The sequence below is a fragment of the Pseudoxanthobacter soli DSM 19599 genome, from assembly GCF_900148505.1.
Taxonomy (GTDB): Bacteria; Pseudomonadota; Alphaproteobacteria; order Rhizobiales; family Segnochrobactraceae; genus Pseudoxanthobacter; species Pseudoxanthobacter soli.
Map to the genome: position 1 here is coordinate 204,419 of NZ_FRXO01000002.1, position 15,697 is coordinate 220,115.

The 15,697-nt window shown below is 68.1% G+C and carries 13 protein-coding genes; 7 read left to right on the forward strand and 6 right to left on the reverse strand.

Annotated features, from left to right (window positions below; all coding sequences use genetic code 11):
* Nucleotides 1–73: 73 nt before the first annotated feature.
* From BUF17_RS05405 to BUF17_RS05420, 4 genes are all read right to left on the reverse strand, one after another.
* Nucleotides 74–1,858, reverse strand: coding sequence for an alkaline phosphatase (locus BUF17_RS05405; protein ID WP_084564230.1), 1,785 nt, complete (start codon nucleotides 1,856–1,858; stop codon nucleotides 74–76).
* A gap of 340 nt (nucleotides 1,859–2,198) precedes the next feature.
* Complete coding sequence (gene xylA, locus BUF17_RS05410) at nucleotides 2,199–3,515, reverse strand: xylose isomerase (protein WP_073626390.1); 1,317 nt, start codon at nucleotides 3,513–3,515, stop codon at nucleotides 2,199–2,201.
* A gap of 88 nt (nucleotides 3,516–3,603) precedes the next feature.
* On the reverse strand, nucleotides 3,604–5,076 hold the full coding sequence (gene xylB, locus BUF17_RS05415; RefSeq protein WP_073626392.1) for a xylulokinase: 1,473 nt from the start codon (nucleotides 5,074–5,076) through the stop codon (nucleotides 3,604–3,606).
* Between the two features lie 62 nt (nucleotides 5,077–5,138).
* Nucleotides 5,139–6,164: a LacI family DNA-binding transcriptional regulator gene (locus BUF17_RS05420; protein WP_073626394.1), complete on the reverse strand. Its 1,026-nt coding sequence runs from the start codon at nucleotides 6,162–6,164 to the stop codon at nucleotides 5,139–5,141.
* Nucleotides 6,165–6,546: 382 nt separating this feature from the next.
* Here BUF17_RS05420 and BUF17_RS05425 point away from each other — a divergent pair, with 382 nt between their 5' ends.
* The 5 genes from BUF17_RS05425 to BUF17_RS05445 all read left to right on the forward strand — a co-directional run bounded on the left by BUF17_RS05425 (nucleotide 6,547) and on the right by BUF17_RS05445 (nucleotide 12,382).
* Nucleotides 6,547–7,338, forward strand: coding sequence for a hypothetical protein (locus tag BUF17_RS05425; protein WP_139282429.1), 792 nt, complete (start codon nucleotides 6,547–6,549; stop codon nucleotides 7,336–7,338).
* Nucleotides 7,339–7,361: 23 nt separating this feature from the next.
* The gene (locus BUF17_RS05430; RefSeq protein WP_073626398.1) at nucleotides 7,362–8,357 is read left to right on the forward strand and encodes an aldo/keto reductase; all 996 of its coding nucleotides are present in this window, start codon (nucleotides 7,362–7,364) and stop codon (nucleotides 8,355–8,357) included.
* A 102-nt stretch (nucleotides 8,358–8,459) separates the two neighbouring features.
* Nucleotides 8,460–9,260 carry an alpha/beta fold hydrolase gene (locus BUF17_RS05435; RefSeq protein WP_073626400.1) on the forward strand — a complete coding sequence of 267 codons (801 nt, stop codon included), beginning with the start codon at nucleotides 8,460–8,462 and terminating at the stop codon, nucleotides 9,258–9,260.
* A 14-nt stretch (nucleotides 9,261–9,274) separates the two neighbouring features.
* Nucleotides 9,275–10,642 (forward strand): GGDEF domain-containing protein, encoded by a 1,368-nt coding sequence (locus BUF17_RS05440; RefSeq protein ID WP_073626402.1) that lies wholly within the window; start codon nucleotides 9,275–9,277, stop codon nucleotides 10,640–10,642.
* A 219-nt stretch (nucleotides 10,643–10,861) separates the two neighbouring features.
* On the forward strand, nucleotides 10,862–12,382 hold the full coding sequence (locus BUF17_RS05445) for a pyridoxal-dependent decarboxylase (protein WP_084564090.1): 1,521 nt from the start codon (nucleotides 10,862–10,864) through the stop codon (nucleotides 12,380–12,382).
* A gap of 13 nt (nucleotides 12,383–12,395) precedes the next feature.
* On the opposite strand, the gene BUF17_RS22845 is transcribed toward BUF17_RS05445, so the two are convergent.
* A complete protein-coding gene (locus BUF17_RS22845) occupies nucleotides 12,396–13,028 on the reverse strand; it encodes an NUDIX hydrolase (protein ID WP_244530771.1) in 633 nt (210 codons plus the stop codon).
* A gap of 302 nt (nucleotides 13,029–13,330) precedes the next feature.
* Between BUF17_RS22845 and BUF17_RS05455 the strand changes: the two genes are divergently transcribed.
* Together BUF17_RS05455 and BUF17_RS05460 are read left to right on the forward strand one after the other, a co-directional pair.
* Nucleotides 13,331–13,915, forward strand: coding sequence for an IclR family transcriptional regulator (locus BUF17_RS05455; protein WP_073626408.1), 585 nt, complete (start codon nucleotides 13,331–13,333; stop codon nucleotides 13,913–13,915).
* Nucleotides 13,916–14,033: 118 nt separating this feature from the next.
* On the forward strand, nucleotides 14,034–14,822 hold the full coding sequence (locus BUF17_RS05460; protein ID WP_073627151.1) for a gamma-glutamyl-gamma-aminobutyrate hydrolase family protein: 789 nt from the start codon (nucleotides 14,034–14,036) through the stop codon (nucleotides 14,820–14,822).
* Between the two features lie 39 nt (nucleotides 14,823–14,861).
* Here BUF17_RS05460 and BUF17_RS05465 read toward each other — a convergent pair whose 3' ends face one another.
* A complete protein-coding gene (locus BUF17_RS05465; RefSeq protein ID WP_073626410.1) occupies nucleotides 14,862–15,608 on the reverse strand; it encodes a protein tyrosine phosphatase family protein in 747 nt (248 codons plus the stop codon).
* Nucleotides 15,609–15,697: the final 89 nt, after the last annotated feature.

Consider the following 15,697-nt stretch of genomic DNA (forward strand, 5'->3'; position numbering starts at 1 on the left):
CTCGATCGCCGTGGCGCAAAAGGAAATGAGGTCCGGGCGGCACACGCCCGGACCCCCGCATCGTCGAAGCGGCTTATTGCTGCACGCCGAGGGCGAAGCTGTCCGCCATCACGCGGAACACGTCGGAATTCTCCATATAGCCGTGGAGCTGTTCCGAGCCCGGCCCCTGGGCCTGGAGCACGACGTCGTCGACCGCATGAACGCCGGTGTCTTCCGAGCGCGGCGTGTTGCCGATGCGCAGCACGGCGCCGGGGACGTTCTTGTAGGCTTCGTTGGCGACGTATTCGCCCTTTTCGTTCTTCACCGCCGGCACGAACGGACCGTCCATCTTCGGGCGGAAGGTCTCGTAATAGTCGGGGAAGTTGTTGGCGAACACGGCGAGGCGGCGCGAGACGTCCACCTTGTCCGGGAAGCCGTCGCCGTCGGCGTCGACATAGTTCGGGAAGCCTGCATCCTGGTAGACGCCGACCTTCTCGCGCATCTGGATGCCCGGGGTCATGGTCTCGGAGCCGACGACCTTGCCGTTGTCGCTGACTTCCTCGACGACCGTGCCCGGCTTGTCGTCGTCGATGGTGCCGATGATCGAAACGCCGTGGGTGTGGTCGGCGGTGGCGATGATCAGCGTGTCGGGATGGGTCTTGGCATATTCCTGGGCGATGCCGACCAGCTTGTCCATGACGATGGTTTCATAGATCGCGCGGTCGAAATCGAGCGGATGCTCGAACTTGTCGATCAGCGCGCTCTCGACCATCAGGAAGAAGCCGTCCTGGTTCTTGGAGAGAACGTCGAGGGCGGCCGTCATCATGTCGGTCAGCGGCGGCTGGTCCGGGAACTTCTTGGTGGTGCCGGTGCCGAGCTTCTCGTCGAGCGCGCCGTCCATGTTGCCGGTGTGGAACAGGCCGAGCAGCTTGCCGGTGTTGGTGCCCTTCGCGGTGGCGAGTTCCTGCTCGGTGGTGGCGAAGGCGTAGCCGGCATTCTTGAACTTGGCGACGTAGTCGATGTCGTCCTTGCGCTTGGAGCCCGGCACCGACTTCGGCAGGAAATAGGCGGAGCCGCCGCCGAGCATCACCTCAGGCTTCACGTCGTAGAACATGCCCACGATCTCGGGCTTGTCGGCGCGGCGGCGGGTGTGGGACACGACCGCGGCCGGCGTGGCGTCCTCGATCTCGGCGTTGGAGACGACGCCGATCGCCTTGCCCGGCGCCATGCGGCGGATGGCTTCGGCGATGGTCTCCTGATGCGGCTGGTCGAGGGAGCCCTTGGCGCGGGTGGCATAGACGCCGAGCGCGTTCACCGCCGACTTCTGGCCGGTCATGTAGGCCGACATGGTGTTGGCGCTGTCGGCGGCGATGGAATCCGTCGACGAGGTGCCGATGAAGGCCATCGCCGGCAGGGTATCCATGTTCAGCTTGCCGTTGGCCTTGCCCTCGGTGTTGCCCTTGGACATGATCCGCGCGCCGGTGCGCATGGAAACGGCCATTCCGTCGCCGAGCAGGAAGATGATGTTCTTGGCCTTCGCCTCCTTCGGCGTGCCGAACACCTCCCACTTCACCTCCTGGCGGTAGGTCTTGCCGTCGGCACCCTTGCCCTCGGCGACGATGGTGTAGTGCCCCGGGATTTCGATCGAGACGTTCTTCACGACGACGGAGGAACCGTCCTTGTCGTTCTCATTCTCGATATAGACCGGCTTTTCCTTGAAGACCTCGGTGTATTCGCGGCCCTCGATCAGGATCTTGATGTCGTCCTGCTTCACCACCGCCGGAAATTCGACCTTGAGGTCGAACTTGCCGCCGGAAAGCAGCGTGGCGCGATCGAGGGGGAAGATCTTCGTCTGGGAGCCGTCGTCGGCCTCCAGCATCTTGGTCTCGCCCGTCTGGGCGAAAGCGGCGCCGGGCAGGATCGCCGTGGCCGGGACGAGGGCGAACGCGAGCGCCGCAAGCCAGTTGTGTCGCATGGAAAACCGCCTTTTTCCGAAAAGGCGCGCGGACGGTTACCCAGCCACATCGACAACAAGACGACGTCAGACCCCGCCGGCAACCACCCTGGCGCGCATGGCGGGACCATAAAAAGCCCAGATGTCAGGCCCGTGAACTGAGACGGCTCATCATTCGCCTGCATACGATATCCACAGCAGCGGGGACCGGCGCCTTCACCGGTCCGCTGCCTTGGAATCGACCGTGGTTCGATCCGGCCGTCCGTCAGAGATAGCGGTTGGCCAGGGTCTCCAGATATTCCTGTCGGCCGGAGCGCGGCTTCGGATCGAGGCCTTCGGCGTGGACGCGGGCCGCGATCTCGTCGAGCGAACGGCGGCCGGCGAGCATCGCCTTGGCCTCCTCGCCCTCCCATCCGGCGTAGCGGGCATCGACGAAGCGGGCGAGTTCGCCGTCCTCGATCATCGCCGCGGCGACCTTGAGCGCCCGGCCGATGGCATCCATCGAGCCGACGTGGGCCTGGATCAGATCGACCGGATCGAGCGACTGCCGGCGGATCTTGGCATCGAAATTGAGACCGCCCGAGGTGAAGCCGCCGCCCTTCAGGAACTCGTAGAGCGCCAGCGCCAGCTCGGGCACGTTCATGGCGAACTGGTCGGTATCCCAGCCGAGCAGGTAGTCGCCGCGATTGATGTCGAGCGAGCCGAACACGCCGAGGGCGAAGGCGAGCGCGATCTCGTGCTCGAAGCTGTGACCGGCGAGAATGGCGTGGTTCTGCTCGAGGTTGAGCTTCACCTCGTGCTCGAGGCCATAGCGCCGGAGGAAGGCGTAGACGGTGGCGACGTCGTAATCGTACTGGTGCTTGGTCGGCTCCTTCGGCTTCGGCTCGATCAGGATCTGGCCCTTGAAGCCGATCTTGTGCTTGTGCTCGACGACGAGCGACAGGAAGCGGCCGAGCTGGTCGAGTTCGCGGCGGAAATCGGTGTTGAGCAGGGTCTCGTAGCCTTCGCGGCCACCCCACAGCACGTAGTTCTCGCCGCCCAGGGCGTGGGTCAGGTCGAACACCGTCTTCACCTGCGCGGCGGCATAGGCGAACACGTCCGGGTCCGGATTGGAGGCCGCGCCGGCCATGTAGCGGCGATGGGAGAACAGGTTCGCCGTGCCCCACAGCAGCTTGACCTTGGCCGTTTCCATCCTGGCGGCGAAGATGTCGCCGATGGCCTTCACGTTGCGGTCGGACTCGGCGAGCGAGGCGCCTTCCGGCGCGATGTCGCGGTCATGAAAGGTGAAGAACGGCACGTCGAGGATGCGGAACAGGTCGAATGCCACGTCCGCCTTGGCGCGGGCAAGCGCCAAGGGATCGTCGCCGCCGAACCACGGGCGCTCGAAGGTCTGGCCGCCGAACGGGTCGGACCCCGGCCAGGCGAACGAATGCCAGTAGCAGACCGCGAAGCGCAGATGGTCTTCCATGCGCTTGCCGAGCACGATCTCGTCGGGATTGTACCAGCGGAAGGCGAGCGGGTTGCGGCTTTCCGGCCCCTCGTAGGCGACCGGCTTCGCGGCATCGAAGAAGTGGGCGGTCATGGTGGCGTTCCCCTCGTTGTTCGTGCCGGCTCCTTTTGCGAACGGCCGGCTGTTCGGTGTCGGCGCCCGGCCGCGCGGGCCGGATCGGTCAGGCCGTTGCCCTGCCGGTGATGCCCTTCAGCGCCGGATAGAGCGCGCGGTAGCGCCCGAGCGTGTCGCCGTAGCGCGCGGCCAGCCCGCGATCCGGCTCGATCACGGCGGCGACCGGCGGCTTGGTGGCGATCACGGCCGGGTCGGCACAGTCCGCGGCGATGCGGCCGAGCCGCGCGGCGCCGAACGCGCCGCCGAGGTCGCCGCCGGCGAGGCGATGCACCGGCAGGTCGAGCGCGGCGGCGATGATGCCGAGCCAGAGATCCGAGCGCGAGCCGCCGCCGATCGCCGCCACCGCCGCCGGCTTCGAGCCGGCCTCGGCGAGCGCGTCCAGGCAGTCGCGCACCGCGAAGGCGACGCCTTCGAGCACGGCGAGCGCCAGGTCCTCCGGCCCCGTGGCGTGGCTGAGGCCCGCGAAGGCGGCGCGGGCGTCGGGATCGTTGTGTGGCGTGCGCTCGCCGGAGAGATAGGGCTGGAACAGCACCGGATTGTGCCCCGCCCGGGCGGGGTCGATGCGGGCGACGAGTTCCGCCTCCCCCGGCGCGCCGACGAGGCGCGTGACCCAGGTCAGCGCCGAGGCGGCGGCGAGGATGACGCCCATCTGGTGCCACGTTCCGGGCACCGCGTGGCAGAAGGCGTGGACGCCGCGCGCCGGGTTCGGACGGAAGGCGTCGGTCGTCACCCACAGCACGCCCGAGGTGCCGAGCGAGACGAACGCATCGCCCGCCGAGATCGCGCCGATGCCGACCGCGCCCGCGGCATTGTCGCCGGCGCCGCCGGCGACGACGGGCGCACGCGCCATGCCCCAGCGTTCGACCAGTTCCTTCCGCAGCACACCCGACGGCTCGCTTCCCTCGACGAGGCGAGGCATGTGGGAGAGATCGAGACCGGTGGCGGCCAGCACCTCGGGCGACCAGGTCCGCGCGCCGGTGTCGAGCCACAGCGTGCCGGCGGCATCGGAGGGTTCCGACACCTTCTCGCCCGTCAGCAGCAGCCGGACATAGTCCTTCGGCAGCAGCACGGTGCGGGTGGCGGCGAAGATGTCCGGCTCGTGCCGGGCGACCCAGGCGAGCTTCGGCGCGGTGAAGCCCGGCATCGCCCGGTTGCCGGTGATGCGCACCAGGTCCGGCAGCTTGGCTTCGAGTTCGGCACATTCCGCTCCGGAGCGGCCGTCGTTCCAGAGAATGCACGGCCTGAGCACCCGGTCGTCGGCACCGAGGAGCGTCGCCCCGTGCATCTGGCCGGAAAGTCCGATGCCACGCACCGCGGCAATCTCGGCTGGATGGCTCTGCTTCAGCCGGTCAACGGTCGCGAGGATTCCCTGCCACCAGTCCGCCGGGTCCTGCTCCGACCAGCCGTCGTGCGGGCGGGAGACCTCGAGGGGATGCTCCGCCACGGCGACGACGCGCTGGTCGTCGTCGACGAGGACGGTCTTCACCGAGGAGGTGCCGATATCGATGCCGAGATGCATGAGGAGCGTACCTCAGAATGGTGGCCGGCGCACGGCGCGGAGCCGCTGCTTCCGGTCGCGTTTCAGGGCAGGTTGTCGCGGATGTAGATGCCGATGCGGATGCGTTCCTGCCCCTCGACCAGAGGCATGCCGGTGCAATGGGCGATCAGCACGCGGGCGGCGGAACGGATTTCATGGCCGGGGTTCTGGTCGATCACCGCATCCATCGTGCCCGACAGCAGCCACTGGCGGGAATGGTCGGTGAGCTCGTGGCCGATAAAGGCGACGTCCCGCGCCCGGCCGGCCGCCTCAAGCGCCTCGACAAGGCCGCGGTTGCCCGCGCCGATGGAATAGAGCCCGACGAGGTCGGGATGGTCGCGCAGGAGTTCCGCGCCGACCGCGCGGTTGCGCTCGAAATCGTCCCGCGTCTCGCGCGGCGGCAGCACGGTAAGGCCGGGATATTCCGCCGACATCACCTGCTGGAAGCCGAACAGCCGTTCGGCATGATCGCGCAGGGCGAAGCTGCCGGCGACGACGCCGATCGAACCCTCCAGCCCGCGACAGAGCCGGCCCATCAGGCTGCCGGCGGTCCGACCGGCGGCGCTGTTGTCGACGCCGACGAAATGCTGGCGGCGCGAATGGGGCACGTCGGAGACGACGGTGACGACGGTCACGCCCCGCGCCACAAGGGCGTCGATCGCCTCGCGCACGCTCGGATGGTCGAGCGCGACGAGCGCGACGCCGTGATAGGTCTCATCGATCCCGGCCAGCGCCTCGGACAGCACCACCGGGTCGAACACGTCCACCCGCCGCACGTCGACCTCGGCGCGCTGGTCGGCGAGCCAGCGGCGGGCGTCGCAGGCTTCCTCCTCCAGCATCGCCGCGAACGAGGTCGCGCGGACCGGAAGCAGGAAACAGAACTTGAGGTGGGTGGCCCGCGCCAGCCGCGCCGCGAGGGGATCGGGCCGGTAGCCGAGCGCGCCGACAGCGGTCTCGACCCGCCGCACCGTCTCGGCACGCACGCCCGGCCGCCGGTTCAACACGCGATCGACCGTCGCGACGCTTACGCCGGCCATCCGGGCAACGTCCTGAAGCGTGGCACGGCTCACGTTCGTCTCCTCCTGCCCGTCTGCCGCGCCCCTCGGGCAGCCGCTGAAGCGGCCAATCAGCCGGCACCGGGAACGTCTTCTGATGGGAAACGGGGCCTCTACAGCCGTCCGCCGCCGCATGCATGCAGCATGGCGGCGAGCTTATTGCCTGATGTGCCATAATCCAATCAGAAACTGATGTACGTCAATCATGCGTCGCATCAATCCGATGTTGCAACGCGACGGACGTATCCGTCCGGGCACGTCCGCCCGCGAAGGTCGCGGGGCGACCGCCCAACCGCGATATCCGCGTCGGGATCGCACGCGATTTCTCGCTGGTCCGGCGATTTCCTCCGGCGAGAAAGCACTCTACGCTCCAGACGACGAGCGCATGGATCGAACGATGACCACGCACCGCATTGATATGCAGGTCGGCCGGCCACGGATGGGGGCATGGCGCGCCATCGGGATGGCGGTGCTCATGCTCGCCGCGCCGGGCGGCGCATCGGCTGCGGACGCGGTGCCGGCGACCCGGCTTCCGGCCGTCGCCGCACCCTGCTGCGGACCGATCACCGCGGACGGCCGCACGCTCGGCACGTTTCTGGATGAGAGCGGCGTTGAGACGCTCTGGCTGCCGGGCTGGCATGTCGACTGGAAGACCGGCAGACCGGATCGCGACGCGCCCGGCGGCCACGGCTCGCGGTCCCATTGCAGTGCCTTCGCCGCGGCGATGGCCGAACGCCTCGGCATCTACCTGCTGCGCCCGCCAGAGCACGGGCAGATCCTGCTCGCCAATGCCCAGCGCCGCTGGCTCGACGGCCCCGATGCTGCCGCTGATGGCTGGCTTCCGGTTGAAGGCGACCGGGCCGCCGTCGCGGCGGCGAACCAGGGCTTCCTCGTCGTCGCGGTCGTGGCCAATCCGAACCCGCGCAAGGCGGGGCACATCGCCATCGTGCGGCCCAGCCTGAAGCCCGCTGCCGCGCTGGCGACGGAGGGTCCCGACATCGTTCAGGCGGGCGCGCGAAACCTGCTGAACGGCACGGTGGCGCGGGTCTTCCGCAATCACGCCGGTGCCTGGCAACCTGGCGGCGGCGGGACGCTCGCCTACTTCGCCCACGCCGTGAACTGGGATGCCGGATCGGCGCGGGCGGCGTCGCCCGGCACGACTGCATCCGGCAAGATCACCACGCCCTGAACCGGCCAACGGGAGGTCCGACGATGCCTGAGCCCTGGACTGCCGCGCGCGAGCGATACGCCGCCATGGCCTACCGGCGGTGCGGCCGCAGCGGGCTCGACCTGCCTGCGATCTCGCTCGGTCTCTGGCAGAATTTCGGCGGCGCCGACGTGTTCGAGACGGGTCGCGCGCTGGTGCGGCGCGCGTTCGATCTGGGCGTCACCCACTTCGATCTCGCCAACAATTACGGCCCGCCTTACGGCTCCGCGGAGGAGAATTTCGGCCGCATGATCGCGGCGGACCTGAAACCCTACCGCGACGAGATCCTCGTCTCGACGAAGGCAGGGTTCGATATGTGGCCCGGCCCCTACGGCAACTGGGGATCGCGCAAATATCTGATCGCGAGCCTCGACCAGAGCCTGAAACGCCTGGGTGTCGATTATGTCGACATCTTCTACCACCATCGCCCCGATCCGATGACGCCCCTTGAGGAGACCATGGCGGCGCTCGACCACGTCGTGCGCCAGGGCAAGGCCCTCTATGTCGGTCTCTCCAACTATCCGGCGGAGGAGACGCTTCGGGCGGCCGAGATCTTGAAGGCGCTCGGCACGCCGCTGACCATCCATCAGCCCCGCTACTCGATGCTGGACCGCTGGGTGGAAGGCGGCCTGCTGCAGGCGCTCGGCCAGTGCGGGGCCGGCGGCATCGCCTATTCGCCGCTCGCCCAGGGCCTGCTTTCGGCGAAATATCTCGATGGGGTGCCCGAGGGCTCGCGCGCGAGCCGCGGCGGCTCCCTGCAGGCCGGCGCGGTGACGCCGGACCTGATCACGCGGCTCCGGCGCCTCAACGAGGTCGCGGCGGGCCGCGGCCAGACGCTGGCCCAGTTCGCGCTCGCATGGGTGCTGCGCCGGCCCGCGATCACCTCCGCGCTCATCGGCGCCCGTTCCGTCGCACAGCTTGAGGACAGTCTGGCGGCCCTGAAATTCCTCGACATCTCGGTCGCCGAGGAAAACGAGGTCGGCGAGATTCTCGGCCGTTGAGGCCGTCTCGCCGGTACGGTGGCGAACACACCGTACCGGCATCGCCATTGAAGCCGCGTTTTCATTTCTGCTAAGGCTTGCGCTCGGAACCTGCGAGGTCGCATGACGCAAAGATTCAAGGCCTATAACGGCCTCGTCACGGGAAGTGGCGAGGACGTGGTGGTGATTTCGCATGGTTTCGGCACCGACCAGACCGCATGGCAATTCATAAGACCCTGGCTCGACGCGCGGTTTCGCGTCGTCTCCTTCGATCTCGCCGGCGCCGGGCCGAACGGCACACGGACCTACGATCGCCACCGCCACCGGTCGATCTACGGGTTCGCCGATGACCTGATCGACATTCTGGACGAGCTCTCCATCCGCAATTGTCTCTATATCGGCCATTCGGTCAGCGGCATGGTCGGCGGCATCGCCGCGCTCACGCGGCCTGATTTGTTCAGGAAAATGACGATGATCGGCGCCTCGCCGCGCTACCTGAACGACGATGGATATGTCGGGGGGTTCGAAGGCGCCGATCTCGACGCCCTGTTCGCGGCGATGGCCACCAATTTCCAGGCGTGGGGCGCCGGGTTTGCGCCTGCGGTCGTCGGCGTGCCCGATAATGCGGCAATCGACGAGTTCTGCCGAACCCTGTTCCAGATGCGGCCCGATATCGCTCTGTCCATCGCGCGGACGATCTTCCAGTCCGACGTCCGCGAGATCGCGACCCGGCTCGACTGCCCGACCACAATCATCCAGACGCGTGCGGACGTGGCGGTGCCGATGGACGTCGCGGAATGGCTGCACCGCAACATCCGCGGTTCGACGCTCCAGATCATCGACGCCAGCGGACACCTTCCCCACATGACCGCCCCCGGCGAGGTGTTGCGGGCACTCGACCAATGCCTGCTCCAACCGGCGTGACGGATTCAGGCGCAATGGCTTCCTCTCGACCTGCCGCCAAGCGCGGCCTCGCCACCGGAACGCCGCAGGCCGACAGCCTGCAGGCGCTGGTGGCGTTCGCGCGCACTGCGGCGGGCGCCGATCTCGCGGTGCTGTTCACGGCCGATGATTCCCGCAATGCCGTGCCCCTCGCCGTCGATCCGGCGAGGCCGGTAAGCCTTTTCTCGCTCGCCAGCAGCCGGATCGACACGGTCGACTGGTCGAGCGGGGCTGTCGAAACGTCGGCCCTCAACCTGCCGAGTTCGATGCTGACTGCCCTCGGCGGGCCTGCCGAGAAGGCCTTCTTCATCTCCACGCCGGTGGAGAATGCCAGGCGCAGCGGCATCCTGCTGGCTTGGGCGCGGGGAGACGCGCCTCGTATCACCCCCTCCCCCTCGGAACTGGAAATCGGGCTGAGGCTGCTGACGTCCGTGACGGGCCAGTTGCTGCGCGACCGCAACGCCGCCATGCAGCGGGAATTGATGACCGAGCGGTTTCACGACCTGTTCGAAAGCGTCTCGAGCGGCGTCGTCGTTCTGGACAACGACGGCATGGACATCCTGGTCAACCAGGGAGCGGCCGACCTGCTTGGCCTCGGCGCAGCAAATCTCGATCCCTACACCCTGTCGGCGGCGATGCGCGGCCTGCGCGCTTCGTGCCTCAACGCCGCCGAACTCGACGACGCCTACCGCCCGCTGCAGACCGACATCGACTATTCGGTCGTGGCGACATGGGACCTCGGCGGCCGCCAGTTCGAGGTGGATACCCATCCGATCCGTTCGAACGGCCAGAACGGTCGCATCTGGCTTTTCCATGACGTCACCGCGCGTCACCTGCTGGAGCGCAATCTGCGGCGGCTGGCGGAAACCGACCCGCTGACCGGCCTCTGCAACCGCCGTTCCTTCGAGGAGGCGAGCGCAGTCGCCTTCGCCACCGCGCCGTCGCTCGCCGCGCTGATGATCGACGTCGATCACTTCAAGTCGATCAACGACACCTACGGCCATGCCGCCGGCGATCAGGTTCTGCAGGCCATCGCCGCGCGCTCCATCGAAGCGCTGCGCAGCGAGGACCTGATCGCGCGGCTCGGCGGCGAGGAATTCGTGGTCATGGCCGCCGGGCTCGATGTTCACGCCGCGACCGTCGCGGCCGACCGGCTCCGGCAGGCGATCTGCGCGACGCCTATTCCGACCGACGCCGGCGAGATCGAGACCCGCGTCAGCGTCGGTGTCAGCGTGCGCGAGCGAGACGACGAGAGCTTCGACCTGATGCTGCGCCGGGCGGACACGGCATTGTACCGCGCCAAGCGCGAGGGCCGGAACCGCGTCGTCGTCTCCGCCGGTCCTGAGTACGATTCCCCAAATTAGGGGCGGCATCGGCGCGCAGGCAGGGGCTGTACACGGTGCGGTTTCCGCAGCCGATGCGCGCGCGGGCCACTTTCATCAACAATCTCAATAAGATCGGCGAATACCCCCGCGAAACGCACGCCCCGTGGGGATATCCCCGATACGCTGGCTGCGGCTTGCCATCGCCCGTCCATCTGCTCCAGGCTTCGTTCTCCCTTTCCCAGCAGTCCCGAAGACACGATGACAGCGGCATCCGATCCCCGGCCGGCGGCGCCCGAAGCGCCTTCCTCAGACATGCCCGCCGCCCATCCGCCTGCGCCCGGACGGGCGGCGAGCCTCGATCCCGAAAGCTGGGACGAGGTTCGCGCGCTGGGTCACCGGATGCTGGACGACATGATCGACTATGTCGCGGGTATCCGGGAAAGGCCGGTCTGGCAGCCGCTGCCGGACGGATTGCGGGCGGAGCTGCGTGCGCATCTCCCGGATGAACCGGTGGGAATTGAAGCGGCCTACGCCGATTTCCGGCGGCTGGTCGAACCTTACGCGACGGGCAACACCCATCCGCGCTTTCTCGGCTGGGTCCACGGCGGCGGTAATCCGGCCGCCATGCTGGGCGAGATCCTGGCGGCCGGGCTCAACGCCAATCTCGGCGGCCGCGACCATGCCCCGATCGAGGTCGAGCGGCAGGTGGTCCGCTGGGCGGCCTCCGCGCTCGGACTGCCGGAGACCGCCGGCGGCCTGATCCTGACCGGCAGTTCGATGGCGAACTTCATCGGCGTGCTCTGCGCCCGGCGGCGGGCGCTCGGCGCCGACGTCCGCCGACTGGGGCTCGGCGAGGCGCGGCTCGTCGCCTACGCCTCCGAAGGCGCGCACGCCTGCCTGCCACGGGCGATGGACATGGCGGGCATCGGCAGCGACGCTCTGCGCCGCGTGCCGGTGACGGCCGACCGCCGCATGGACCTAGCCGCGCTCGGCCGGCTGATCGAGGCCGATCTCGCCGCCGGCTTCACGCCGTTCCTGATCGCGGCGACTGCCGGCACCGTCGATTCCGGTGCGGTCGACGATCTCGCCGCAGTGGCCGGGATCGCGCGGGAACATGGGCTGTGGTTTCACGTCGATGGCGCGTTCGGCGCCTTCGTGGCGCTGTCGCAGAGGCTCCGTCCGCTCGTCGCCGGGATTTCAGAAGCCGATTCCGTGGCCTTCGACTTCCACAAGTGGGGACAGGTGCAATACGACGCCGGCTGCGTGCTGGTTCGCAACCAGCAGCATCTCGCCGACACCTTCGCCCAGAATGTCGACTATCTGCAGCATGAGACCCGCGGCCTCGCCGGCAATGCGCCGTGGCCCTGCGATCTCGGACCGGAGCTGTCGCGCGGGTTCCGGGCACTCAAGGTCTGGATGACGCTGAAGACCTATGGCGCCGAAGGTCTCGGGCGGGTGGTCGAGGCCTGCTGCGACCGCGCCCGTGAACTCGTCGCCCGCGTCGACGCCGATCCGCGGCTGGAACTCCTGGCGCCCGCGCCGCTCAACGTGGTGTGCTTCCGGGTCCGCGACGAACACGACGCCGACACCCTCAACCACGACATCGTGGTCGCACTGCAGGAGAGCGGCATCGCCGCGCCCTCCACCACCCGCATCGGCGGCAGGCTTGCGATCCGCGCCGCCTTCGTCAACCACCGCACCCGGCCGGAGGACGTCGACATCCTTGTGGATGCGGTGCTGTCCCTCGCCGGGGCCCTGCGCGGTGCCACGACCGGATGAGCGGCGCCTGCGATCAGACGGTCGTCGCGGCCTCACCGACATTGGCGAGCGCCGCGGCCCCGCCCTGACGCGATCCCTGACCCTCCGAAACTCTCTGATCCGTGGGCCTCTGCCCCTCAACGGCCTTCTGTTTCGGAGACGCCTTGGCACCTGACGGTTTCGCAGCCGACGATGATTTCGGAGCCTGCGCGTCTGCTTCCTTGGCCTTCCCGGCCGCCTTCGAGCCGGCCTTGCGCGCGCCGCCATCCCCGCCGCCGGACGCGAAGCCCAGGATCAACGCGGCGAGCCCGTCTTCCTGAACGGCCTCGGCCGCATCGGCGGGCTTGAACCAATGGCCGTCGCGCTGGCCCTTCTCCGGCCAGTCGTCGAGCTGCTTTTCGACCGCCATGCCATAGACCAGCACGGCGCATGGCACGGAACCGCCGCCGACGAGGCGCTTGTCGTAGACATAGGTGCCGACGAGCTGCTTGGCGGTCTTGCCGACGAGGCCGGCCTCCTCGAACGCTTCCTGGGTCGCCGCGCCGGACGCGGTGCGCCCCTTCATCGGCCAGCCCTTCGGAATGACCCAGCGACGCGTCTCGCGCGAGGTGATCAGGTAGATCTCCCAGCCGCCGTCGTCCGTCCAGCGGTACGGCAGCACTCCCACCTGTTTTCTCGGCTTGCGCCTGGATTTCTTCGATTCGACCATTTCGAAATTCTAGCCCGTCATCGCTTTGGTATCAGCCTGGAGGCAAGCAATGCGCAGGCCATCCTCCGTCGCAGTCGTGTCACACCCCGCCCCCTTATTTGGGGTCTGCATCAGCCGATGGAAATGGCCGCGGCGCCCGAAAATGGGATAGCATGGTGTGCCCGGTCGAAAATTGACACACGCTTCATTCTCCGGCCGTGACGGCCATCCCGATTTAAGCGCATGAAGGTCCGACTCTCATTTGGGGGAGAGTAACACCGATGTCACGGAATACACAGACAAAAATCGTCCTCAAGGAGGACCAGTACAAGAAGCTGTCGCGCACCTTCGGATATTATTTCAGCGACTTAACGATTAAGACGGCTTTCTTTCACAATGATATCACTAGCTTCGATTTTCAGAAGGCGATCATCATCCATACGATCAGCATCGCCACCGGCGCGAAATTCATCAAAAACCCGGAGCTGATGAAGCTCTACGGTTCGATGGACGTGAAGTTCCCCACCGAGCACCAGGTTCCCTGCAGCGCCCTGTCCGTTTCGGAGGCGACCGGGCTTCCGCGCGAGACGACGCGCCGCAAAATCAAGGAGATGGTGGCGGAAGACCTGCTGGAGGAGGACCCGCGCGGGGGCTATCGCCTCAAGTCGGGCATCCTGCAGCGACCGCTGGTGCAGACGCGGATGGAGGAGTTCGTCAAGGCGCTGGTGCGGGTCGTCAATGTCGGCCTCGATCTCGGCGTGTTGGAGGCGACCGAAGTGAACGGCGAGATTCGCTTCGCCCGCAGGACGGACCCGGTCGATTCGGATGGGGCCGCCGGGGAGCGCTCGCGCCGTCCGGGAGCCTGAACGGGTCGCAGTCGCACGGACTGGCCACGAAAGCGTCTCTTCTCCATATGATGAAGGCAATACGCGCCGCTGCGGCGCTGGCCGGCCGCCGTGGCCGGCACGGACAGGATTGGACATCATGAGGCCGGTCATCGGAGTCGTCTGCGACGTCAAGGAAAGCGCAGGCCACCGCATCCACGCCATCACCGAGAAATATCTCTATGCCGTCGCCGAGGGCGCCGACGCGCTGACGCTGATGATCCCGGCGCGGCTGTCGGACACTGACGGGCGATTCGCGCCGACACCGATCGACTTCGCCGAGCTGTTCGCCGTGCTCGACGGCGTATTCCTGCCCGGCAGCCCATCGAATGTCGATCCGTCCCATTATGGCGGCGAGCCGGCCGATCCGAGCCTGCCCGCCGATCCGGACCGCGACCGCGTCTCGCTGGAGCTGATTCGCGCCTCCATCGCCGCGGGCGTGCCGCTGTTCGGCGTCTGCCGCGGCTACCAGGAGATGAACGTCGCGCTCGGCGGCACGCTTCACCAGAAGGTGCACGAGCAGCCGGCCTATGCCGACCACCGTGAGGACAAGACCGCGCCGCTCGACGTGCAATATGCCCCGGTCCACGAGGTGTCGCTGACACCGGGCGGCCTGTTCGCGGGGCTCGCCGGCACGACGACGTGGCGCGTCAACTCGCTTCACGGCCAGGGCATCGCCCGACTTGCGCCCGATCTCGTCGTAGAGGCGACGGCGCCGGACGGCCTCGTCGAGGGCTTCAGGGTGCCGCACGCGCGCGCCTTCGCCATCGGCGTGCAGTGGCATCCGGAATGGCGGTTCTGGGAGGATCGGCTGTCGAAGGGCCTGTTCACCGCCTTCGGCGACGCCGCCCGCGCCCGCCACGCCGGACGCCGCACGCTCGCGGCCTGAGGGCCTCACCAGACGGCGGCGCCGCGCGGGCTCGCGGCGTCACTCGCGCCGCAGGATCCAGTCGTAGACCACGCTCGCCCAGGTCTGCGGGCGGAAGCTCTGCTTGAGAGCATCAGGGTCGTAGCGTGTCTCGACCCAGTCGAGCAGTTCCATGCCGCGGGCCTCGCCGTCTTCGCGATAGCGGTCGAAGAACGCGTCGAGAATGCCCGCGCGGGAGGCCCGCATGTGGCCGTATCGCAGGAGGAGCTGCCGCTTGGCCTCCGCCACCGTGCGGCCCTCCCGAAGGATCAGATAGAGCGCGGCGGCGAAGCCGGTGCGGTCGGCGCCGGACTTGCAGTGGATCAGCGCGGGATATTCGATGCGGGCGAACAGGTCCGCCGCCGCGCGCACGGTTTCCTTGCTCGGCGCCTGCCGCGTGCGGAACGGAAGTTCGTAGAGCGCGAGGCCCGCCGCCGCGCAGGCTTCCTGCTCCAGCGGCCAGGCGCCGAGGTCGCGGCCGCCGCGCAGGTTGACCACGGAGCGGCCGCCCTTCGCGGCGAAGCGGCGGAAATCTGCCGGCGCCGGCTGGGCCGCGCGCCACAGGCCGCTGCCGACATGGTGAAGGTTGAGGTAGGCGAGCCGGATGAAGCCGTGATCGACGAAGATCAGGTCGAGCCACGCCTTGACGCGGCCGGACCGGGTCGCAAGCGGATGGTCCGCCGCGCCGGTGGCATAGTCGTCCGCTGCGCCGGCCCCGGTCGGGGGCGCGGCTTCGGGCGGCGTCGAGGTGGCTTGATCGGTCTGCATCACGGGCAGCTATATTGGGAGTTCCGGTGAACCGGCAAGAGGCGCCTGAACGATGCGCGCCTGTGCGCCGCTTCACGCGGCGCTGGCCG